The sequence below is a fragment of the Psychrobacter sp. PG1 genome (genome assembly GCF_014897815.1).
GTDB lineage: Bacteria > Pseudomonadota > Gammaproteobacteria > Pseudomonadales > Moraxellaceae > Psychrobacter.
Genome location: NZ_JABUZG010000039.1, coordinates 25,409 through 49,816 on the forward strand (window position 1 = coordinate 25,409; position 24,408 = coordinate 49,816).

General features: G+C 41.9%; 21 protein-coding genes. 19 read left to right on the forward strand and 2 right to left on the reverse strand.

Annotation, left to right across the window (positions count from 1 at the left end; translation table 11 throughout):
- Positions 1–77 precede the first annotated feature (77 nt).
- Entirely contained in the window at positions 78–767 is a 690-nt protein-coding gene (locus INT03_RS02810) for a hypothetical protein (protein ID WP_193007493.1), read from the forward strand.
- 40 nt (positions 768–807) lie between these two features.
- Positions 808–1,365, forward strand: a complete 558-nt coding sequence (locus INT03_RS02815) for a hypothetical protein (protein ID WP_193007494.1) — start codon at positions 808–810, stop codon at positions 1,363–1,365.
- A gap of 144 nt (positions 1,366–1,509) precedes the next feature.
- Here the strand turns inward: INT03_RS02815 and rluB are convergent, their stop codons facing one another.
- Positions 1,510–2,457, reverse strand: a complete 948-nt coding sequence (rluB, locus tag INT03_RS02820; protein WP_060490601.1) for a 23S rRNA pseudouridine(2605) synthase RluB — start codon at positions 2,455–2,457, stop codon at positions 1,510–1,512.
- Between the two features lie 589 nt (positions 2,458–3,046).
- On the opposite strand from rluB, the gene INT03_RS02825 reads away from it, so the two are divergent.
- From INT03_RS02825 to INT03_RS02905, 17 genes are all read left to right on the forward strand, one after another.
- On the forward strand, positions 3,047–4,138 hold the full coding sequence (locus INT03_RS02825) for a polysaccharide biosynthesis/export family protein (protein WP_193007495.1): 1,092 nt from the start codon (positions 3,047–3,049) through the stop codon (positions 4,136–4,138).
- A gap of 9 nt (positions 4,139–4,147) precedes the next feature.
- A complete protein-coding gene (locus INT03_RS02830) occupies positions 4,148–4,624 on the forward strand; it encodes a low molecular weight protein-tyrosine-phosphatase (RefSeq protein ID WP_193007496.1) in 477 nt (158 codons plus the stop codon).
- Positions 4,625–4,655: 31 nt separating this feature from the next.
- Positions 4,656–6,917: a polysaccharide biosynthesis tyrosine autokinase gene (locus tag INT03_RS02835; protein ID WP_226950256.1), complete on the forward strand. Its 2,262-nt coding sequence runs from the start codon at positions 4,656–4,658 to the stop codon at positions 6,915–6,917.
- Positions 6,918–6,966: 49 nt separating this feature from the next.
- Positions 6,967–8,970, forward strand: coding sequence for a nucleoside-diphosphate sugar epimerase/dehydratase (locus INT03_RS02840; RefSeq protein ID WP_193007498.1), 2,004 nt, complete (start codon positions 6,967–6,969; stop codon positions 8,968–8,970).
- A gap of 111 nt (positions 8,971–9,081) precedes the next feature.
- A complete protein-coding gene (locus INT03_RS02845) occupies positions 9,082–10,353 on the forward strand; it encodes an oligosaccharide flippase family protein (RefSeq protein ID WP_193007499.1) in 1,272 nt (423 codons plus the stop codon).
- A gap of 69 nt (positions 10,354–10,422) precedes the next feature.
- Positions 10,423–11,439 (forward strand): glycosyltransferase family 2 protein, encoded by a 1,017-nt coding sequence (locus INT03_RS02850; protein ID WP_193007500.1) that lies wholly within the window; start codon positions 10,423–10,425, stop codon positions 11,437–11,439.
- A complete protein-coding gene (locus INT03_RS02855) occupies positions 11,432–12,622 on the forward strand; it encodes a hypothetical protein (protein WP_193007501.1) in 1,191 nt (396 codons plus the stop codon). Before INT03_RS02850 ends, INT03_RS02855 begins: the two co-directional genes overlap by 8 nt.
- Positions 12,623–12,635: 13 nt before the next feature.
- Entirely contained in the window at positions 12,636–13,718 is a 1,083-nt protein-coding gene (locus INT03_RS02860; protein WP_193007502.1) for a polysaccharide pyruvyl transferase family protein, read from the forward strand.
- Positions 13,715–14,728 carry a glycosyltransferase family 2 protein gene (locus tag INT03_RS02865; protein WP_193007503.1) on the forward strand — a complete coding sequence of 338 codons (1,014 nt, stop codon included), beginning with the start codon at positions 13,715–13,717 and terminating at the stop codon, positions 14,726–14,728. The genes INT03_RS02860 and INT03_RS02865 overlap by 4 nt, the downstream gene beginning before the upstream one ends.
- Positions 14,729–14,774: 46 nt before the next feature.
- Complete coding sequence (locus INT03_RS02870; protein ID WP_226950257.1) at positions 14,775–15,869, forward strand: glycosyltransferase; 1,095 nt, start codon at positions 14,775–14,777, stop codon at positions 15,867–15,869.
- A 187-nt stretch (positions 15,870–16,056) separates the two neighbouring features.
- Positions 16,057–17,097 (forward strand): EpsG family protein, encoded by a 1,041-nt coding sequence (locus INT03_RS02875; RefSeq protein ID WP_193007504.1) that lies wholly within the window; start codon positions 16,057–16,059, stop codon positions 17,095–17,097.
- A complete protein-coding gene (locus INT03_RS02880; RefSeq protein WP_193007505.1) occupies positions 17,097–17,960 on the forward strand; it encodes a glycosyltransferase family 2 protein in 864 nt (287 codons plus the stop codon). Before INT03_RS02875 ends, INT03_RS02880 begins: the two co-directional genes overlap by 1 nt.
- Before the next feature lie 80 nt (positions 17,961–18,040).
- On the forward strand, positions 18,041–19,186 hold the full coding sequence (locus INT03_RS02885) for a glycosyltransferase (protein WP_193007506.1): 1,146 nt from the start codon (positions 18,041–18,043) through the stop codon (positions 19,184–19,186).
- Positions 19,183–19,794, forward strand: coding sequence for a sugar transferase (locus INT03_RS02890; RefSeq protein ID WP_193007507.1), 612 nt, complete (start codon positions 19,183–19,185; stop codon positions 19,792–19,794). The genes INT03_RS02885 and INT03_RS02890 overlap by 4 nt, the downstream gene beginning before the upstream one ends.
- Before the next feature lie 10 nt (positions 19,795–19,804).
- Entirely contained in the window at positions 19,805–21,004 is a 1,200-nt protein-coding gene (locus INT03_RS02895; protein WP_193007508.1) for a DegT/DnrJ/EryC1/StrS family aminotransferase, read from the forward strand.
- Between the two features lie 311 nt (positions 21,005–21,315).
- Positions 21,316–22,194: a bifunctional methylenetetrahydrofolate dehydrogenase/methenyltetrahydrofolate cyclohydrolase FolD gene (gene folD, locus INT03_RS02900; protein ID WP_193007509.1), complete on the forward strand. Its 879-nt coding sequence runs from the start codon at positions 21,316–21,318 to the stop codon at positions 22,192–22,194.
- Between the two features lie 99 nt (positions 22,195–22,293).
- Positions 22,294–22,812 carry a phosphate-starvation-inducible protein PsiE gene (locus INT03_RS02905; RefSeq protein WP_045451736.1) on the forward strand — a complete coding sequence of 173 codons (519 nt, stop codon included), beginning with the start codon at positions 22,294–22,296 and terminating at the stop codon, positions 22,810–22,812.
- 82 nt (positions 22,813–22,894) lie between these two features.
- Here the strand turns inward: INT03_RS02905 and INT03_RS02910 are convergent, their stop codons facing one another.
- Entirely contained in the window at positions 22,895–24,361 is a 1,467-nt protein-coding gene (locus INT03_RS02910) for a di-heme oxidoredictase family protein (RefSeq protein WP_193007510.1), read from the reverse strand.
- Between the last annotated feature and the right edge of the window lie 47 nt (positions 24,362–24,408).

Genomic DNA, 24,408 nt, shown 5'->3' on the forward strand with positions numbered 1-24,408 from the left:
AATAAGCTATTTAAAATAAGAAGAAGTTTACCAAGCTATTTAGCCAAGCCATTTTATTCAACAATTAGGATACTCTAATGACTCAAGTTACTGCGATGTTTGTCATGTTCATTTTATATGGAGTGTTACCAGTAGCTGGGTTATATCTGGGGTATCGTGGTATTAAAAAAATGACTGCGCCTAAAATGCTTGAGTACAAATCGATGCCGCAATTGGGTTACATCCCAGAAAAAAGCTTGCCCGTTGAAGTCAAAACAGCACTCGACCAAATCAATGAAAAAGGGGAGAAGCTGCGGGTCATTTATGGCGATACCAATAATGATGGCAAGATAGACGATAAAGACACGGTCAATGAAACCTACATTATGATTCAAAATTTAATGGACAGACATGTGCCACTTGCTGTAACTGACTATCGCCGCTTGCACGACTTAGATGTGGGGGATGGCGCGCGCGCTGACACGACCAAAATTAAGCACTCTAATGTGACTGGAAAAGAAGCGCTATTAGATGTATTGCGTACCATTAATACTCAGTTTGATGATTTACTGAATGCCTCTTATCACCAAGATGGTCAAAAACTGCTCGCGACCAACCGCTATCTACAAAAACGCTTTAATAATCCCGCTACTACGACAGATATTGAAAAGCTCGATAGCAATGTTAGTAGTGTCAATAGTGCTAATACCGATATAGAAATTAAAGCGATTGAAAATCCAACTGGCGCAACTGGTAAGAATGTGAGTGCTGAGAATATTAAACTGTAAAGGCAAAGTGGTTTGATTGAACTATGAAGAGTAAGGGTATATGAGCATCTTAATAGGCATTGGCATTGTGACGACCGTCACCACCTTTTATTTGGGTAAAAAAGGCTGGCATGCGCTGCACAAAGCGGTCGGTATTTCGCCAGGTGTACTCACTTATCAGGATTATGATGCACCGTTGTCATTGTCCAAACTCAGTTGGCAGCAACTAAATTTAAATAAAAAACACCTGAAAAATTTGTCAGAGCCACAGCTGCGCCAATTAAAACGTATCGATGAAAAAGTGACTCACTATCAAGCGTATCAAACAGTACTACAAGCTCAGCATAAAACGCCTGTGGTAACAGAGCAGCAGTTTGTATTAAACAAGATGTTGCAAACTCGGCTACCTGAAATGCTAATCAGGCATCATCATTTGGCACAAATCAATACAAGCACCAATCATGTTGGTGATGATAAAAGGATTGAAGCCAGTGAGTTATTACAGCAAGTCTTTAATAATATTGAGCAGCGTCTAGATAGATTATTAGAACAAATGGAAAGTCAGCAGTTGCAAGAGCTACGAGTAATGAGGAATTATATTAATAGCCACGATAGCTAAATATAAGTCGTCAGGTTGACAACGACTCTTTGTAAAACTTATATAAAAAAGCTGCCAATGATTACTCATCATTGGCAGCTTTTTTGTGGTCTACTTTAAAACTATTGAAGATTCAAAGTCACACTACATTTTAGATTCAGGCGATTAACGCTTGTCGTTGCGGTCACGAGTATTGCGCGTACCACGGCTGGCAGGGCTAGCACTACTTTTAGGCTTCGCGCTGCTGTTACGATTGTCGCTACCACTGCGGCTATCGCTACGACTGTCAGTAGCGCGACGCGCTTTAAGCGGCTTGCTTCTGATACGCTCTTGCTTCTCTTTCGCTGCGCCATGTAGACCGGTACCATAACGAGGACGCAAGCTCACTAGATCGGTCAAGGTATTGATGTCTTTTCTGTCGAGTTCTAAGAAACGACCAGTACGTAGCTCTTTTGGTAGAGCAATCGTACCATAGCGCGTGCGCAGTAGACGGCTAACTTTTAGGCCTTGTGACTCAAACAAACGACGCACTTCGCGATTACGACCTTCTTTTAACTGGACGTGATACCACTTGTTGACGCCTTCACCACCGCCTTCTTTGATATCTTCGAACTTTGCAAGACCGTCTTCTAGCATAACGCCAGCCGTTAGCGCACGAGCGATATCAGGCGTGACTTCACCCAATACACGTACCGCATATTCACGAGTGACTTCGCCAGACGGATGCATCAAGCGATGCGCCATCTCACCATCATTGGTAAACAATAATAGCCCGGTTGAATTGATGTCCAAGCGACCAACCATCACCCAGCGATCATGAGTCAGTTTTGGTAAACGCTCAAAAACGGTTGGACGACCTTCTGGATCTTTAGCAGAGCAGACTTCGCCTTCAGGTTTGTAGTAAGCGATAACACGGCGACGCTTCTCGTTTTCAGAGGTGTATTTAATCTGACGACCGTCAACACGAATCTCATCGCCTTGCTCGACGCGATCACCAATGGTCGCAGGTCCGTTATTAACAGTAACACGCCCTGATTTTATGACTTCTTCCATTTGACGGCGTGAGCCGAGACCCATACGGGCGAGGGCTTTCTGTAATTTTTCATCTTTCATAATCATGTCCTTGAGTCGGTGGGTTTACATTTCTCAATGTAAAAAATTGGATTGACTATTCTACGCTATTTTGATGACTTTAGCACGCAAACCAGTATCTACAAACGGTATCAATTTATCGTTTTATATTAATAAAAGAAAGTTTGCTAAGTTAAAAGAGATTTTTAAAATAAAATTTGATTAGGGTGTTGCGAAACTAAGATATTTGCAAACAAATGCTTATATTTATTTTTTAATAAAACAGTGGTTTTTTTGAATATTATTAAGATTAGTTAAGCAACATAACCAATACTAAATTTCTATTTTCGGCAGCATGAACCCTAAGAAATACTGCTAACGCGTTTGAATATGTCTTCCTATTTAGATTTTTCTGTCTTTTTGTTTTTATCGATATGCGCTATACACCTTTTTTGAAAAGGGTTTACGTAAAATAAATTAACTAAGAAAATTGTTCTTACATCAATGTTTATAAATATTGCGTTATGTATAGTTTAGGTGTATATTCAATAAATACATCCTTTTTTATGAATATATTGATAGCAGCAAGACACTTATTTTTGATTCACGAATATAAATATGAGTAACTGTTATGGTTTATAAATATTTCATTTCTGTACAAAAGCGCTCCTTAATAGCGAGTGCGTCTTGCTTATTGCTGACAGCATTGCTCAGCAGTTGCACAATAAATTCAGGACTTCAGTCTGGAAAATTACCTGAGTCAGGGACATTCACTGCAGAAAACGGTCTACAATTCTATATTCAACCTTTGAGTTTGGCTAATCTACCACCTAAAGAAGCCGTCATCCTTGATCGAGATTTATATCATTTAGTAAAAACATCTGGGCGTGTCAGCTATGGCATTGCTAAAGGGGATGTTCTCAATATTATCCTGACCAATTATCCAGATATTAATGCTTCAACGTCTAGTCTGACTGTTGACCAGCAAGGGTTTATACAATTCCCCTTAATAGGGAGAGTCAAAGCCAGCGGTCTCAGTGTGCCGCAGTTCACTGCCACTTTGCAAAGCAAGCTTCAACGCTATCTCAAATACTCAGATCCTCAGGTCAAAATCATCAACTACCGTGGTAGTAAGTTTTTTGTGGATGGTGAGGTCAAGCAGTCTGGTGAGTTTGCTATCGCAGATGTGCCCATCTCAGTATATGGTGCTATTTCTATGGCGGGTGGTACGACTGATACGGGTGATTCAAACCATATCGTATTAAATCGTCAAGGCAAAAGTTACAAGCTCGGTATCCAATCATTAAATCAAATGGGGCTGTCTGCCAATCAAATATACTTACAAGACGGCGATGCTATTCATGTCAATAGCCAAAGCCGCAATAAGGTCTATGTATTGGGAGAATTTGGCAAAATTGAGCCCGTTGCTATTCCTGAGCAAGGGCTGAGCCTAGCGCATGTATTAGGTGAGTCAAATGGATTGAATTCTAATACGGCCAATGCGGCCAAAGTATATATCGTTCGGGATAATCCAAAGTATCAATACACCAATATTTATTATGTCGACATGCAGAGCATCACAAGTTTTGCTTTGGCCAGTCGTTTTGACATGCAAGCCAATGACATCCTTTATGTTGATCCAACTGGCTTGGCGCGCTGGAACCGTATTATCAGCGCCATACTGCCTTCAACATCAGCAATCAATGTGATTTCAGGGATATAGGAGTCAGTCATGCGAGCGTTTGATCAGATATTGGTCGTTTGTGTTGGCAATATATGCCGCAGCCCGATGGCCGCTGCCATATTAACGGCATATTACCCAGAAAAGCACATTGACTCTGCTGGTCTGTCAGCGCTCGTAGGTCACGCAGCTGATGCCAAAGCGGTTGCATTGATGGCCACTCATAATATAGACATCAGTGCTCATATCGCCAAGCAAATTGATGAAGCATTAGTCAGTCAGGCAGATTTAATTTTGACTATGACAACCAGCCAAACCAAATGGATTGAAAGTCAGTGGCCGCACTGTCGCGGAAAAATCTTTCGAATTGGGCATTGGCTTGATAAAGATATTGCTGACCCTTATCAGCAGGATGACTCAGCATTTGAAAAGAGTAGACAAAATATTATCGATAGTCTTGAACAATGGACTGACAAGATTAGCGACGCGACATCAATTAGAGCGTTGAAGTTCAGCGAATGCTATTAAACGATCAACATTGAGCGATGAGCATATGGTTATGAATAATATGGATTCAAAAGACCTATCAACGTCTACGAGCGAAAAAAACAATGACGACATCGATTTAATGGCGCTGGTTTTAGTATTGTTGCGTGGTTGGAAAATTATCGCTCTCATGGCGATATTGGGGCTTTTACTAGGGCTTTTGTATACCCGCTATGTGAATCCCATCTATAAATCAGATGCGCTGATACAGATTGAAGAAAATACTCAAGGAATAGAGGCGCTTGGCGAGAGTATCTCAGAGCTGGTTGGTGCAGAAGTCAGCAAAGCGGAGACAGAAGCAGAGCTGATAAGATCACGTATGATATTGGAGCCAGTGGTTGAGCTATTGCACCTGCGCATTAAACTAACAGATCCCAATATTGGTCATCTTGATAGAATAAAAAGCAATCGTACTTACACGCAATTAAACACACCGGATGATGTGTCTCTTGATACCGAAAATGGCATAGTAAAAGTCCGCCAATTTGATGTATCACCAGCGTACTTAAACCAACCTTTTACACTAACAAAATCTGCTACAGGGTTTGTTTTGAGCAATGGGTTTGATGAATTCAAAGGTCAGCTTGGTCAGGCGCATCAGTTCAAAGGGTTGGACGGTCAGATTAATATTACTGTCACAGAGTTACCTGCTGATGGTTACCCAATTAATATTAGTAAGCAGACGATAAAGGCTGCGACTGACGCTATCAACGGCGCCTTATCCGTTGAAGAAAAAGGTCAAAAAACGGGGATTATTCAGCTGTCGATGACGGGTCCCAACCAAGAGCAAATCACGACTATACTCAATCAGATCGTCCGATCTTACGTCGATCAAAACCAATCTCGCGGTTCTGAAGAAACGACCAAAACACTTGCCTTTATGGAAACGCAGATACCTCTATTAAAAGAAAAATTAGAGACTTCTGAAGCATTGTTTAATGACTTTCGTAAAAAATATGGCACGATTGATGTGGGTAAAGAAGCCGAGTTGTTATTGAATGAGAAGTCTCGCATCGATGAGCAGCTCAATGAGCTTAAACTCAAAAAAGCAGACCTGACCACTTATTATACCGAAGAACATCCACTGGTCATCCAAATTAATGAACAGCTCAAAGTGCTCAATAATAGAACAAGAGAGATAGATAATACCATTGCAGGTCTACCTGAAATACAGCGAGAGTTTCTGAAGCTATCAGAAGATACGGCAATCAATCGAGAAATCTATCTGACGCTGCTCAAAAATTATGAGCAACTTAAAATCGTCAAGGCTGGTCAAATCGGCTATGCCCGTATTATCGATTCACCGACCAGTACCTTTAATGCCATTGCACCAAATAAACTACAAATCCTGATGCTGACCACATTGATAGGCATGATGTTTGGGGTGATGCTGGTGCTCTTGAAGAACCTTGTTAGAAATGTCGTCAAAGATCCAGAGCATTTAGAGACCACTACGGGCATCCCTGTCATTGCAACGATTCCACGCTCACCCTTACTGTCGAGGTTGAGTAAAAAGAAGAATACCACCCCTCGCATGCTCGCTCATGTTGATCACAGTAGTTTGAGTTATGAAGCGATCAAAAGCTTAAGAACCAATTTGATGTTTGGTATGCCAATGGGGACAGCGGTGGGGCAGCCCGCGCAAGTCATATTGATTACTGGGGAGAGCCCTGGTGTGGGCAAGTCGTTTATCGCTGCTAATTTATCAGAGGTATTTGCCCAGCTCAACAAAAAAGTCTTGGTCATCGATGGTGACATGCGCTTAGGTGAGCTGCATAAAATGTTTAATATGAGCCAACATGATGGTCTTGCCGATTATTTGTTGCAGGATAAAAAGCATTTTTCTCCGATTGATGGTACTCGATTAGACAGTGAGGTTTCTAGCTTAGGGGTCGAAAGCTTTATTCATCCCACTGGTATGGAGTTGATCGATTTCATACCGCGCGGACGGCAGCCGCATAATCCTACCTCCTTATTGATGGGCGAAAAATTCAATCATTTGATGGCAGAATTAAAAACTCAATACGATTATATTGTCATCGACTCACCCCCGATATTGGCGGCGTCAGATGCTATGGTACTTGCGCAACATGCAGACAAAGTACTCATCGTTACGAAGTTTAATCATTCAATAGAAGGGCAACTGGTTTATGCGATCAAGCAAATGAATAAAGCCAATGTACAAGTAGATGGCATTATTCTCAATGATGTACAGCAGGGTCTTATGGATAAATATAGCTATCACTATCATTATGCCTACGGAGATAACCACTAGTTTGCGTGGTAGTCGCTTATAAGCAAACCAACTTAATTGGGTGGATATTATGTTGATAAAAACAGAGTCAAACAATGCTTATCAATCGTCCAGTGGTTTTAATCAATGGTCGAAGCGTGTGGCTCTGTATTTATTGTCATTACCACGCCTGACTAAAAGCACCCTCTTATTTAGTATAGATTTTGCCATGTCGATCTTTTGCCTATTATTGGCATTGATGCTACGACAAGGATATGTGGCTTCTCATATCAGTCTTGCAGCATTGGCTTTTTATGCATTCGTGCCGGTTGCTAGCTTATATCTTATTGGTTTTTATCGCAGCGCCTCTCGAGGGTTTTTTGATGCAGTGATGGGTCGTGTGCTGCAACTGTTTTTTTTACTTATTATTGTTTATCAAGTCATCATTTATTTGAGCCCATCAGCGACAATACCGCGCTCAGCCCCCGTTATATTTTTATTTCTATTTTTTATTTGGCTGTGGAATAGTAGGCTCATGATCCGCGCGTTACTGAAACGTCTACAGGGTACAGGTCAAAACCGTCGTCCAAATGCCTGTTGTGACAATGTGATTATCTATGGTGCAGGAGAAGCTGGTAGAGAGTTGCTAGAAAGTTTGAGACATTCTTATCAGTACAATGTAGTGGCGTATATCGATGATGACCCGCAGCTTACTGGGGCTTATTTACATGGCAAACAAATATATGCAGCTCACGCGCTTCCGTGGTTGATAGAAAAACTCAATGTGGCGCAGGTGATTTTGGCCATGCCCTCTATGAGCCGTGGTCGTAAAAAACAGATTATGGACAGTCTGTCAGGTATCTCCGTTAAGATAAAAGACTTGCCAAGCTTACGTGAGCTTGCTGATGAGATAGTAACTGTCAGTCATATACGACCCGTTGACATATTAGATGTGCTCGAACGAGAAACAGTCGAACCTGTTGCGGAGTTGCTACAAAAAAACATCACGGGTAAAAACGTTCTCGTTACTGGGGCAGGTGGTTCAATCGGTAGTGAGCTGTGTCGGCAAATCATCAAAAATAAGCCTAAATGCTTGGTGCTATATGAACAGTCTGAGTATGCTTTATACACCATAGATCAAGAACTTGTTAATTTAAAAACAGTGGATGCTGATTATCAAAATATTGAGATTATTAGCATCATCGGCAGTGTCAGTAACGAAAAAAAATTAATCAATATATTCGAAAAAAACCATATAAAAACGATTTATCACGCTGCCGCCTATAAGCATGTGCCTATTGTTGAGTCCAATCCCTTTGAGGGCACCATCAATAATACCAAAGGCACCTACCATTGTGCCCGTGCTGCGATACAGGCTCGCGTTGAGACTTTTGTACTGATTTCTACTGACAAAGCCGTGCGACCTACCAATGTCATGGGAGCGTCCAAACGCTTGGCTGAGTTGGTCTGCCAAGGATTGAGCCAAAGTAACAGTCAGACTTGTTTTAGCATGGTGCGTTTTGGCAATGTTTTAGGGTCATCAGGCTCTGTGGTGCCGTTATTTACCAAACAGATTGAGCAAGGAGGTCCGATCACCATCACTCATCCAGACATCACACGCTATTTTATGACGATTCCAGAAGCGGCCAGTTTGGTTATTCAGGCAGGTGCGATGGCATTCGGTGGTGAAGTGTTTGTGCTTGATATGGGCGCGCCCGTCAAAATTGTTGATCTGGCAAAACGTATGATTCGTTTGACAGGTTGTGAGCTAAAAGATGATAGCAATCCCAATGGCGATATCGAAATCGTATTTACTGGCTTGAGACCGGGTGAAAAGCTTTACGAGGAGTTAATCATTGGTGAAGACAATATCGAACCTACTTTTCATCCATTGATTATGCAAGCAATGGAGCACAGCTTTCCTTTGCAAGATATCGAAAATATTTTATTTGAATTTGCAGAAAAAGCAAAGCAGCAGGATGTGGTCTGGCTGAAAACCCAGTTTAAGTTTTTTGTTGAAGGTTACCGAGAAGGATCTGATAAAGATGTCGAGGTAGAGAAAGTAGATACCACACTGACAGATGAAATGGGTTAATAGAGAGAGGCGCGCTGTCATAAATTCCTTACAAGTTCTGTGAGTCACTAAATTGGACAATATGTCATGAGCTCTGGAGTATTTTCATCGATACAGAGCATAATAAACAGGTTGAAAACCAGTCACTTTGTGCGAGATGTGGTCATGGTCGGTGGCGGGATTGCTGCTGGACAGGCCATCGCTATGATTTTTATGCCATTTCTCACCAGACTATATAGACCTGAGGATTTCGGTATCGCTGCTGCCTTTACTGCTATCGTCAGTATTATTACTCCGATTGCCACTATGGGCTATGCAAATGCAATCGTGATGCCAGACAGTGACGAGGATGCTGCGGCAGTTGCCCGACTGTCTATATTGCTCAGTGTGGTTATAGCTGTCCTCTCATTCATTGTTGTCTATGTCGGTAAGTTTCATTTGGCAAGTTGGATGGGTATGGAAAGTACGCCAAACATGCTATATCTCATACCATTAACGCTATTAGTCGGTGCTTTTCTTTCTGTCGCTGATCAGTCTGCTATTAGAGTGGGCTTATTTAAAGCGAAAGCTCGGGCTTATGTGGAAAGCAAGTTTGTGACAGATAGTAGTAAGCTGATAGGCGGTATGCTAGCACCTTCAGGGATGTTACTTATTTTATTGACGATAGCAGGGCAGCTCACAAACTTTATTATGCAGATGCTTCGTGTACCTAGAGTAGGTGTATTAAATGTCCGTCATTGGTTTGGTACTAAGGGTGTTCGACATGCCGCCATATCGCAGCGTGATTTTGCGATATATCGTATGCCACAAAGTATCCTGAATGCGGCTTCAGTAGGGTTGCCAACTATCTTGTTAGCGTCATTATTTAGTGCCTCTTCTGCAGGGCAGTATTCATTAGCTGTTCTTGTGCTTGGTGCACCCGCGATGCTGTTAGGTCAGGCGGTTGGAGAGGTTTTCTATCCTAAAATTACGCGTGCCATCACAGCAAATTCATCTGAGGCTTATCAATTTTTATTAAAAGTAACGTTGATTCTATTGGTGGTTGGTATTGTGCCATTCGGTACGGTGTTCGTTTTTGGTGATTATCTTTTTTCTTTAGTGTTCGGTGCAGAGTGGGCATTAGCAGGTAGTTATTCGCAGTGGCTGTCTATTTGGCTTTTGACCAGCTTAGTGTCTGGTGCGAGTACTGCGGCATTGCCAGCATTACGTTTACAGCGATTCCTTTTGATTCGAGAAGTGTTTGCAGTGGTATTTCGTGCTGCAGCGCTGTATGTAGGTTTTTACGTTTTTGAGTCAGATATGATAGCCATTGCCCTTTTCTCATTTGTTGGGGTTTTGCTCAGTTTATCTATCATTTATGTCGCTTTTCGGCGTCTTGTTCATATCGATGAAGTGAAGCAGTAGGTACGTTTTTTGACTGCTTTGAATGTCACAAAGGATATGTATGAGAAGTCTCAACTTGAGAGGCTCACTATGATTTCAGTCATTATCGCTGCATTTAATGCCGCTGCTACTATTGATCGTTGCATCAACAGTATTGACGTTGCGAAAAAGAGTCACGACATTGAGCTGATAGTCATTGACGATGGTTCTAAAGATCATACTGCTAGCCTATTGCATAGCTGGGCAAATGCTAGGTCATGGATTACGGTGAAATATCAAAAAAATGGTGGCGTGGCAGAGGCTCGTAATACTGGGCTCGATATCGCAACCGGCAGTTACATCGTTTTTATAGACGCGGATGACACCATTGATGATTGGTATTTTGATTTTGTCTTTGATCAAGCTGTAGATCGAGATGTCGAGATGTTGGCATTTGGTCATAAACGCATGATGCTGGATGGCTCTGTTATTGAGCGTCCTAATAGTGCGGCAGAATACTCACGGCAAGATATCGAAATGCTACAACTGAGAGTGACAGAGAATAGACATATATATTGGTACGCCTGCACCAAGGTGTATAGCAAAAACTTAATCGCAGAGCTGCGCTTCGATAGCGACGTCAAATTTGGTGAGGATGGTATTTTTAATATCGCATGTCTAAGCAAAGCAAATCGTTTATCGGTGCTGCCAGACTGTCCATACAACTACTATGAAAATGCGACCTCAATAACAAGCTCACAATACAAATCAGGGCTTTTGGAATCCATTGAAGCGGACTATACAGCCAGAGTCAGGATACATGATTGGTCGATCAGTGCTACTGAAAAGCAAGTGCTATTATCGGACTTTGCTCGTAGTTATGTCGAGCATATGCTGCCATATTTACTTAATAATTTGGCGCATATCGATATGAAAAAGCGTCGTGCAGAGCTAGTTAAAATACGCCAGTCTTTCGTTTATCAGAACTGTTTGCCGCATTATTATCAACGACATCCAGCCCGCGGCATTCGTGTATTGATTTTATGTTTTTCACGGCGTTGGTATGTTATGACGCTGGTTTTTCTTCAACTGTCTTGGTCTAAAGAAAAGGTGAAAAAATATGCTTAATATTGATTTGTTGCCTCAGCCTTTACGTAGTGATGAAAAAGGCCAAAAGCGCTGTTGTTTGCTGCAACAGACAACAGCTAACGGGCAAATGATTGAGAAGGTATTGTGGTTTGTATATCCAGCGAACTTGCCAATGCCAGAAGACGATGATTGTGATGCTTATTTACTGGCCACATTGTTGCCCGCGATGCAGATGCGAGCAGCCATTCATGTGCATGGTAGCGTGTCGCATGAGCTATTAGCCAACCTGACAGAGCTACAGTATGTTTGGAATAAGTGGTTACCAGAGCGTTATTTTTTGATTGATATACAAGTTGATCGTATTAGAGAGAGCGACGTACAAGTAGATGGTGCGATTGCTGCATTTTCTGGTGGCGTTGATGCTCAGTTTACCGCTTATCGTCATGCGACAGGCAGAGCAGGATACGCCACACGAAATACTAAAGCAGGGGTTTTTGTGCATGGTTTTGATATACCTTTAGAGGATACAAAAGGCTTTGCCAGTGCAGCAAAAATAGCGACAAAAGTACTTGCAGATATCAATATCGAGCTATTGCCAGTTGAGACAAATATTCGAGGACTTTGGGACATCAACTGGGAAGACTATCATGCTGCTGCTATTGCCTCAGTATTATGCGGCTTGAAACGATATGCAGGAATTGGGCTCATTGGTAGTGGTGATTCTTATGATGTATTAATTAGTCCTTGGGGCTCACACCCAATCACTGACCCGCTGCTAAGTTCTGGCGACTTTAGACTCATTCATGATGGTGCAGGCTTTAGTCGTTCAGAGAAGATTCAAGCGCTTGCAGCATGGCCATTGGGTATAGAGAATTTACGTGTCTGTTGGGCTGGAGATAAGCATGATAGTAACTGCGGTCGCTGTGAGAAATGTGTTAGGACGCGTCTCAACTTTTTGGTTGCAGGTATAGATAACCCTCAATGTTTTAGCGAGCCCATGGACTCATCACTTTTTAAATCAATGGCTCTAAAGGGCAGGGCTGTCAGCATAGATTGGAAGTTAATTCGTCATGAGATGATTAAAACGGGTAGAGGTCTTGAATGGCTGCCATACATTGAAAAAGCACTCAAACGTAAACCGCCTCCTAACTTGAATAGATTGTTTCCTGTTGGCTCAAGGCGTCGTATGTGGGTTAAGAAGCTGTTAATGAGAAACGAATAAGGGAGCATTAAAAATGAATATTGCTGCTATAAAAAAGCTCATTCCGCTCAGATTAAAAAAACACTTGGCCGCTTATATGGGGGCGAGAGGTTTACCGTTACCAACTGGTAAACGGTGCTTTATTTTTCTTGCCGCCGACTATGGCAATATTGGTGATATTGCTATTTCTCACGCGCAAAAGCAGTATTTGCAACGTGTGCTGACGGATTATGATGTTGTTAGTGTGGCTATCAGTCAAACCAGATTCGTGCTCAATTCCATTAAACAGCAAATAAAAGAGACGGATATCGTTACTATCATTGGCGGCGGTAATATGGGTGGCACGTATCCTGATATTGAGGAGCTGCGCCAATTAGTCATCAAGTCATTTCCTGCCAATCGAATCGTTTGTTTTCCTCAGACACTAGATTGGAATGATTCTATTCAATCTAAACGTGCCTTGCAGCGTATTGTGAAAGTTTACGCCAATCATCCAGATATACATGTTTTTGCCAGAGAGTCGATAACAGCGGCAAAACTCATCGAGCTTTTTGCTGAGTACAGTAATGTGCATATTGGTCTCGTACCAGATATTGTGATGAGCGCTAATGCCACAGTGCTGGGTACGACAGATTGCTTAGCGCCTTCAGGTATTTTGCGCTGCTTACGAGATGACAAAGAAGCCGCATTATCAGCTGAGCAATACGCCATGATAGACAAAGCCTTAGCAGATACTGGCTATCAGATTGAAAAGACCGATACACATGCTGGTGGTTCGCAACTCGATGAGGCACATTGCACAAAATTACTGACTGACAAGCTTAGTCAGTTTCGTGCTGCAAAATTGGTCGTGACTGACCGGCTGCACGGCATGATTTTATGTTTGCTATCGGGTATGCCGTGCTTGGTACTTCCGAACTCCAATCATAAGATAAGACAGACGCAGTTGGACTGGTTAGGCGGTCATCCAAGGCTGGTGTTTTTAGAGTTGGATGAGATTGCTGATATTGCAACATTCATCGATAGCCTTCTGTCCCTGCCTCACGGTACGATGGATGAGTCGCCAGTTGATATATCTGAGTATGATGACCTAAAAAAAGCGCTAGTAGCGATATGACGACTATCGAAACGCCATTAGTGAGTGTCATCGTACCAGTGTATAACGTTGCGTCATATATCGATGCTTGCTTGGCATCCATTAAGCAGCAGACTTATCAGAATATTGAAATTATCGTTGTAGAAGATTGCTCCACTGATGATTCAAAACAAGCACTTGCGTCACATCTCATAGATGAGCGCATCAAAGTCATTCAGCATCATGAAAACAGCGGTCTTTCTGCGGCTCGTAATACTGGTATCAAGTCTGCGATAGGCAAATACATAATGTTCGTTGATTCTGATGACATTATAGACACTCGCTTGGTGGCAGCGTGTGTGGATTGTGCGCTCACCACGAATGCAGAGGTTGTAACATATGGCTTTACACCGTTCAAAGAGGGCATTACAGAGACAGATCTACCGTATCCGGCTAGCAATTTAGCATTCGAGGCAACCAAAATAGACGGCTTATATTTTAGCTTACCGCATTTTGCATGGCTCAAATTTATTAAATCTAGCGCAGTGCGGTCTGCCTCGTTACAGTTCCCAGTGGGTCTGTACTACGAAGACTGGCCTTTTCATTGGCATCTTGGCTTAGCTACTAATATTAAGTATCACCTGCCCATTGATTTTTATCTATACAGACAGCGTGGCACGTCGATCACAGGGTCAACAGATAAAAAACTATTAGACCTTTTCGTTATCCACGCAGAAGTCATCAGTTTAGTAGAGGAATATCAAGCGGATGAGGCTAAAAAAACACTCGCCAATAAAATTAAACAAAGTCATTGGAGTATCCTTACTCGTATAGATAATGACTATTTAGCAGCTGCATTGGCACAAGCTAAAAAAGCAGATAAAACGTTACGACTAAAAGGTTATAACAGCGATTTGACCGTAAGAAATATGATGATTAGTAATATCGTACGTATGCCGACTCAAGTTGCCTTGCTGATGTTACAGGTGCTTCGTCAAGCGCTAGACAAAAGAGCAAAGGTTAAAGGTCAAGGGATGACAGATTCAGAATAGTTTTGAAAAATACGTTTGGTTTTATGGCTTCTTAATAGGTAAAGAGATGACTATTCAGAGAGTGCTGCACATCGTGGGAAAAATGGATCGGGCTGGGGCAGAGACCATGCTTATGAATCTATATCGTCATATAGATCATAGCCAGATTCAGTTTGATTTTATCACTTTTACTGCCGAGGTCGGTGACTATGATGCTGAGATAATAGCGCTGGGCGGTAGGATTATACCGATTTTAGCGGATCATTCATTAGCGCGTATGTGGAAGCTTAAAAACTACCTTAAACAACATCCTGACTATCAAATCATTCATGCTCATATGCTATTAAACAATGCTTTTCATCTGCTGGCTGCCAAAAGTGCTGGCGTGCCGCATCGCATTTCACATTCTCATAGTACCAGTAATGGTAAAACCAATATTGTTAAAAAAATATATGAACAATGGGCGTTCATTACCAATCGTAAATTGGCCACGGATAAAATGAGTTGCGGTGAACAAGCGGCAAATTACCTATTTGGCAGCATAAAAGACGTGTGGCTACTGCCCAATGCTGTTGATATACAGCAGATGATGACAGTCGCTAACCAATCAAGACAGTATATCGACCAAGAATTTGACAATGAGGGGCTAAAAATCATCCAAGTTGGTCGTCTAAATGAGGTTAAAAACCATCAGTTTTCTTTAGAGATCGCTGAGCAGTTAAAAAAACGTCAAATCGCTTTTACCTTATACATTGTTGGACAAGGTTCATTGGATATGAGGCTCAGGCAACAAGTAGCAGATAAGTCACTCCTAGATACGGTCAAGTTTTTGGGGATGCGTACGGATATCACAGAATTAATGGCCAGCGCCGACTATATGATTATGCCTTCGTTGCACGAGGGTTTCCCTGTCGTCTTGGTCGAGAGCCAAACAGTTGGGTTAAAGGCGTTAGTTTCTGACCAAGTATCACCTGAAGTAGATTTAGGACTTGGATTAGTACAGTTTTTACCGATTCACTCAGCCAAGGATTGGGTTGATTGCTTATTAGCGTCTAAACAGCCAAAGCCCAATGAAAAAGACATAACCGCAGCGCTGAATTTATATGGATTTAGTGCTGCTACCAACGCGCAAACACTAATGCAAAAGTACTTGAGTATGTGACAGAGTAGTTGCTTCTTATTTATAGTTGTTTCAAGGTAGTTTGGACGGAATGAGAAAAAAATCGAGGTGGATAGGAAGGCTATAGTTATATAGGTATTGGACGGTACAAAAGATACTAGACGGTGTAAACCTGCCACCATATCCGATTTATATAAGATTGACGACATCTACTTTTATAGAGGGTTAAATGCTTCCATATCTGCTGGTTCTTAGCCTTGTTGTTTTTTGGGTCGTACTGGAGAAAAAATCTCTCAATCGTACGTCTTTTTGGCTGCCGCTAATTATATTGACATTGTTTGCAGGTCTTCGTAGCTACCGAGTCGGTACGGATACAGGAAACTATACGAGAAATTTCAACAGTCAATTGAATGCCGAGTACTTTAGGTTCAATGAAGATATTGAGTTTGGTTATCAGTTATTAGAGTATGCGTTATTACGTATGACCACTCATTATTTTTGGCTGCTTGTTATTACCAGTTTAATTATTGTCTATTGCTATCTTAGAGTGATTAAAAAATACAGCGTAAATTATTGGTTCTCCGTATTTTTATTTATTACGCTGGGCGTTTATACTTTTTCTTTTAATGGACTGCGTCAAGGATTGGCAATGGCGATCTTTACCTTGGCCATTCCTTATCTGTTAGAAAAACGATTTATTTCATACCTGCTGATTTGTGCAATTGCTTCATTGTTCCATGTAACCGCGTTATTTATGATTCCATTTTATTTTATCGTCAATTTAAGAATAAAACCCTTATATAAGATTTTGGCAACATTCTTAGGATCGCTATTAGTAAGTGGGGTATTGGTCGCTTATATTTCTTCTACTAACGATAGATATGAGGGCTATGCGAAAGCATCCGATGAAGCAGGCGGGTTTTTAACGCTTGGTTTTTACACGGCTATCATGATTTTAATTATCTTGGTCAGTTATCTGTATAAAATTAAAGACAAAGATTTTCAAAAACTCATAACGTTTTATGCATCAGGCGTGGTTTTTATCATACCGTTAGCGATGTTGGGTACCAGTCCTTCAGGTCCTCAAAGGCTGCTTGCGTATTTTACATGGACATTGGTTTTGATACTGCCTATGATTTTAAAAAGAATTAATAATATTTATTTATATATAGCGAGTATCGTTATTTTTCTCATGTATTTTGTCTTGACGACATCGAGATTTAGTAACTTGAGTCCGTATATTATCAATCCGATATTTGAGGTTTTCTAATGAAAAATCAGACATATATATCTATTGGTATTCCCATTTATAATGCTGAAGCGTACTTAGAAGACGCTATCAAATCTATATTGGCTCAAACGCATGAGTTATGGGAGCTTATATTAATTGATGATGGCTCTACTGATGCGTCATTGGCCATCGCCAAGCGTTTTGAAGAGGCTGATCATAGAATAAGGGTCATTGCTGATGGCATAAATAAAAAACTGCCTGCTCGATTAAATCAGCTTATTGAAGAAGCTAATTATGATTATATAGCGCGCATGGATGCCGATGATCTCATTCATCCAGATAGACTAGCGATTCAATTAAGTTTTTTAGAAAAAAATCCAAATTATGATTTGGTTTCTACAGGTGTCGTGTCTATTGATAATTTTAATAAAGTTTATGGTTGTCGTCATGTCGATGAAATTTACACGGAATTTAAAGAAATAGCCGCGGCTTATCCTATTGTACATGCTGCTGTTTTGGCAAAAAAGAGTTGGTATGAACGAAATAAATATAATGAAAATTATCCAAGGTCTGAAGATTATGATTTGTGGTGTAGAGCTATCTCAAATCAAGATTTAAATTTAGCGGTATTGCCCGATTTACTATACTATTATAGAGAAGCAGGGAATTTATCATTATCTAAAATAACCAGATCCTATAAAGACAGTTTTAAAACGTACTGTGAATATAAGGGAAACAGTTATTTAGGTTCTTTGAAATTATCAGCAAAACTGACAACAGTCACTTTTTTAGATTCGATAGGATTATTACAAAAAATAGCCAATAAAAGAAATAAATTAACAATATCTGATACGCTAAGAAATCATCATCAGTCAGTGGTAAATGGTATTTGTGCTAAATAATATTATTTATAAAATGTCACTGATAAAATAATATAAAAAAATATTGAGGTGCTGAAATGACATTAAAGATATGCTTTCTAATGACAGATGCGGTGTCATTTAATGTGCTATATCGCGATCAGCTTGAATACATTAGAGACCATGCGGATGTTGATATCACCTTAATCTGCGGTGGCGATAAACAGCAGTTAGATATTTTACGTGAGCGCAAAATAGGCAAGGTAATTAATTTAAATTTTCAGCGTAAGCCTTCTTTGCTTAAAGATACTCAGTCACTCGCGCTTTTAACCCGTTATATGCTATCGAATCGTTTTGATGTGGTGGTTTATTTAACGCCTAAAGCCTTGTTGTTAGGGAGTATCGCAAGTGCTGTTACATTGCAAAAGAGACGAATTGCTTTTAGCGTGGGTAGAGCCTATGAGAATTTTTCAGGTTTAAAAAAGAGGGTGTTTCAGGGTCTGGATATATTAAGTTTTGGCTTATCTCACGAGGTTTTATTTGTTTCTGAATCTTTGCTCAGCGTATGCTTAGCAGAAAATATCCTCAAAAAAAGCAAGGCAACTGTCATTGATAATGGCTCATTTAACGGCATCGATACTGATTTGCTGCAACCTATGGCTCAGCTAGAAAAAGAGGTATTAAGAAAGAAGTACAAGATACCTGAAAATACCTTTGTGATTTGCGTGGTAGGACGAGTTTGTGATGATAAAGGCTTCAAAGATATTGAGTATATATCCGAAAAACTAAGAGCAGAAAACGTCTACTTTATGTTCATAGGAGACTGTGAAGACGACGTAGGAAAAGTAGTCGTTGAGAAAGTTGTCAAAGATAATAGAGGTGTGTATATACCAGCCAATCCAAATGTACACGAGATTTTTCAGTGTGCTGATTTACATTTGTTTTTGAGCTATCGTGAAGGGTTTGGCAGTGTCGCTATTGAAGCAGCAAGTTGCGCCGTTCCAACCTTTGCCTATGATGTCGTTGGTGTAAAGGATAGTGTCAAAGAAGGTATCAGTGGTCGAAAATTCAATTTTAAGGATATGTCGTCTGTCGCCGAAGCGATCAGTGCTGCTGCTACTGATAAGGAATTTGAAAAGAGATATCCTGAGGCAAGAGACTGGGCCATTGCAAATTTTGAACGCAAGCAATTGTGGCAAAGTTATTTAAGTTTTTATTTACGTAATAGGGATGACCGCGTAAACGACAAAAGGCGGGCTGAAAAATGATAAAGCGACTATTTGACATCACGGCGGCCACGGCGGCCTTGGTAATATTATCTCCTGTTTATGCTATTACGGCTTATAAAGTCAAAAAAAACTTAGGATCACCAGTGATATTTAAACAAACTCGCCCTGGTCTAAATGGCAAGCCGTTTGAGATGATTAAGTTTCGCTCGATGAAAGATGCGATCGATGCAGAGGGTAATCCTTTAGAGGATGATGAGCGTTTGACGGCATTTGGTAAGACCTTGCGTAATAGCAGTCTCGATGAGCTGCCTGAACTATGGAATGTGATTAAAGGCGATATGAGTTTGGTGGGGCCGCGACCATTATTGATGGAATATCTGCCGCTATATAATGATGAGCAAGCGCGTCGCCACCGTGTACGTCCGGGTATTACGGGATACGCACAAGTTAATGGTCGCAATACGATTGGTTGGCATGAAAAATTTACGCTCGATACATGGTATGTCGATCATCAGTCATTATGGTTAGACATTATGATCTTGGTTAAAACAGTAAAAAAAGTCATTATCAAAGATGGCATTAGTGCTGATGGTGAAGCGACCATGAGTAAATTCACAGGTAATAGCGTCGATAAAAACACGCTTTGATGAGGAACGCATGCTAAATACTCCTTTTTCACCTTGGCCTAGTTTTACTCAGCAAGAAGCGGATGCGGTCAGTCAAGTATTGTTATCCAACAAGGTCAATTATTGGACAGGGCAAGAATGCCGTCAGTTTGAAGAGGAATTCGCTGATTGGGCGGGTAGCAAATACGCGATTGCATTGGGTAACGGAACTTTGGCATTGGACGCGGCATTGCAGGCACTTGGTATAGGTGTGGGTGATGAAGTTATCGTGACGCCGCGTACTTTTATTGCCAGTATCTCCTCAGTGGTTAATGCAGGCGCGACGCCCATTTTTGCGGATGTTGATGAGTCCACAGGGAATATCACTCCAGAGTCGATAGCGGCGGTATTGACGGACAAAACCAAAGGCATCGTCTGTGTGCATTTGGCAGGTTGGCCCTGTGATATGGATGGCATCATGGCACTGGCAGATCGGCATAACTTATATGTCATTGAAGACTGCGCACAAGCTCATGGTGCACGCTACAAAGGTCGTAGCGTTGGCAGTATCGGTCATATTGGCGCGTGGAGTTTTTGCCAAGATAAGATCATGACCACAGGCGGCGAGGGCGGTATGGTCACCACTGATGACGAGCAACTATGGCGAAAAATGTGGGCGTATAAAGACCATGGCAAAAGCTATGCGGCGGTCTATGAGACCGAGCAGCAGCCCGGCTATAATTGGCTACATGAGAGCTTTGGCACCAATTGGCGCATGACCGAGATTCAAGGCGTGATTGGGCGTATTCAATTGGCACATATGAGTGACTGGATAGCGAAGCGCAGTGCTAATGCTCAAGTGATATTAGAGGCATGTGCTAAATGGGAAGAAAAAGGCTATCTATCGGTGCCGACATTAGAGCAAGATTATCAGTTTCCAAACTCTACCCATGCCTATTATAAATTGTATGTTTATGTGCAACCAAATAACCTAGCTGAGGGCTGGACACGTGATCGCATCATTGAAGAAATAAATGCGCTAGGCGTGCCTTGCTATTCAGGGTCTGCCTCAGAGGTATATTTAGAAAAAGCATTCGATGATACAGGCTTGCGTCCAGAAAACAGACTGCCAATAGCAAAACAATTGGGAGAGACCAGCTTAATGTTTTTGGTTCATCCTACCTTAACCACTGCCGAAATCGCGCAAACGGTAGATGCAATCGATCGCGTGTTTGTTTCAATGATTCAGTAATGTGAGAATATCGCTTATTAAGGCGTGTTGATTATTTATAAGGTGTTGCGGCTATTAGCTTTTATTTGTGAGTAGACTTTCTTATAAAACGGTAAAGGTTGTCAAGGTTGCATCGGTAATGACATGATATTGCTAGATTGGCGAGCGATAGAAATTTATAAGTATCCAAGTCTTATCTCACGCTAGGATTTTTTAGCCCAGACAGGTACAATATCAGTCTTAATCATACATTGATCAAGCATAAGACAGGCATGCAAGTAGTTGCGGGCGCTGTCTTTCTTTTTTTTATCGCACCCTCTATTGGAGTTACTATGTCAACTGCCCAAGGATCTGCTACCGTTTTGGACGGTAAAGCACTTGCTAAACAAATAGAACAGCAACTGAGTACGCGTGTAGACGCTATTAAAGCTAAAACAGGACGTACCCCAAGCTTAGCGACGATATTGGTCGGCGACGATCCCGCTTCTGCGACTTATGTACGTATGAAAGGTAATGCTTGTAAACGTGTCGGCATGGATTCTATACGCGTTGAGATGCCAAGTGCGACAACCACTGAAGAGCTGATGGCAAAAATAGATGAGCTTAATAGCAATCCAGACGTCCATGGTATCTTGCTACAACATCCAGTGCCTGCACATATCGATGAGCGTGCTTGCTTTGAGCAGATTAACTTGGCAAAAGACGTCGATGGTGTGACCTGTCTTGGCTTTGGTCGTATGGCGATGCAGCAGAGCGCTTATGGTTCATGTACCCCGCAAGGCATCATGCACTTATTAGAGCATCATAATATCGAGCTTGCTGGTAAGGAAGCCGTAGTTGTAGGTCGCAGTGCCATCTTGGGTAAACCAATGGCGATGATGCTATTGAATGCCAACTGCACCGTAACGATTTGCCATTCAAGAACGCAAGATTTAGAGTCTCATATTAAGCGTGCGGATATCGTGGTTGGGGCAGTGGGCGTGCCAGAATTGATTAAAGCGGAGTGGATCAAAGCGGGCGCTGTGGTTATCGATGCAGGCTTTCATCCAACGGATAATGGCGGCGTCGGTGATATTGAGTTGCAAGGTGTTGAAAACATCGCCAGTGCTTATACGCCTGTACCGGGCGGCGTGGGTCCAATGACCATTAATACCCTTATTCGCCAAACGGTTGATGCTGCTGAAAAATCTGCCGGTTTGAATATCGGCTAAAAAGAGAGTCATACGAATACTGATTGCCGATAAATAAGGGGCCTGAGGTAATATATACTCAGGCTAAATCAACCACATCTCAGTTGATAGGACCTAAACATGGCTAAAAAAAACGTAGGTGTTCATGAGCGACTACAAGGTATCGGTAGAGAGTTTGTCGATGTCTGTCATTACGTTATTTTATTTCTAATCAGTGTGGTTGTCGTTTGGACCGCCGGTAAAGAGTTCGTTGGTATTGTTCAAAAAGGCTCAGCGGATTTAAAAGACATATTGATGTTGTTTATTTATCTTGAGCTGCTCGCCATGATAGGTATTTATTTTAAAACCCATCGTCTGCCGGTACAGTTTTTGATATTTATCGCGATTACTGCATTGTCACGACATTTGGTGGTTGATGTACAGGCAGTCTCAGACTATTTCCATTTATGGCTGCTGGCGACAATTTCTGTGGCCATTATGCTATTGAGTGGTTCTATCGTAGTATTAACTTGGACAGCAAAAACGTTTGGCCGTCCAGAGGACAATCTAGATAAACAGCATGCAAACTTAACGATTAAAGCGCTGTTACCTGATAATGCTCAAGCGCCTGATAGTCATACCAAGCATCGCCGTGAATAACTATTAAATAGCAGCATAAAAAAGGGTTACCACTGGTAGCCCTTTTTTGCCTTCTTAAATCTCACATTTTATTGTTTGAGCGTTAAATGCCCTTTAAGAAGGTCATTAATGTTTGTTTTTGCGTGGCGGATAACTGTGTAAAGCGCGTCTTTGCACCTTCTGCTTCACCACCATGCCAGAGTATCGCTTCAGTCAAGCTGCTGGCACGACCATCATGCAAAAACCGCGCTTCTGGATCACGTGCCACAATGCCAATTCCCCACAATGGCGGTGTACGCCACTCAAAGCTTTCTGCATTTTTCTCTTTTACGCTGTCATCTAGTCCAGCGCCCATATCATGCAGTAATAAATCAGTATAAGGATAAATGTTTTGCTGTGATAGGAGCGGGAAGCGATCACTATTGCCTGTTTTTTGCTTGGGTGTATGACAGCCAGCACAGCCGACTTGTGCAAACAGTTGCGCTCCTTTATTAAAATCTGATAAATCGTCTATTCGCCTTTCAGGTACGGCAAGAGCGGTCATAAAATCGGTCACGGCATCTAGACTGCTGTCTGAAACTTCTGGAGAGCCGCCATTCGCTGCTGTCCAGCAAATAGGCTGATTTACCGTACAGTTAGGATCCATAAATACCGAGGTGGTCAAACCCATATCTTGCGACATGGCATTGGCATTTTGGGTACGCAGGCTTGAGTTAATCGCCTTCCATCCAAAGCGGCCAATGCGCTGCTGTTTGCCATCTTGTACCCAATGTACGCGGCCACTGATACCGTCTTGATTGTTATCATCAGGGTCAGCTGCCGCAATGATATTCGCTTCAGGAATCAGGTCGAGCAAGCCCATACCGACCAATTGCGGTGAGATACGTCCGCTAATCGCTGTATTCCCTAAGGGTTGATTAGGGTCAGTTGGAGTAAAGCTAAACTGTATGCCAGCAGGTTTATCATTTTGACTGGGCATCGCTGCGTAGCGCATGCTCCCTTCGGGATTGATACTTGTGGCAATACTTTGATGCTGCATTTGTTCACCGTAATAAGCATGTGGCAGGCCTTGCTTATTACCCAACCGGAATAAAATCGCATCACTCAGCTGACCATTGACTGCATAAATGGGTTTGCGACCTTCAGCGCTATGGCATTGGGTACAGGCATTGGCATTTAACAGTGGCCCCACACCATCGAACAGTACGCGACCCTCATTTGCTGGTGTCCACTCGGTGATAAATAACTCACGTCCAGGCGATACCCCGCCTAAAGAGCTGCTCGGTAGATTGGGCATGATTTGCAAAAAAGGCTGTGATCCATTGGCGGCAATCGTAGCACTGCCACCTGCTGGCTGCCAGTTGGTATCGATTTCTGGAGTGTCAGGAGTAGTGGGTGGGTTGGGTGCGTTAGTATTGCCATCATTACTGGAATTATTTGAATCATCTGAACCGCCACAAGCAGTGAGCAGCAGCGCGATACTTACACTGAGTAGTGTGTTACGTATGATGGGAGGTAATGTATACAATGAAGAATTTGATATGGTTGACGAGTTTGATCGTAAAAACATGGGCTGACCTGAAATGGCTGGAATATAAGGGGTTAGGGTGTATCTTC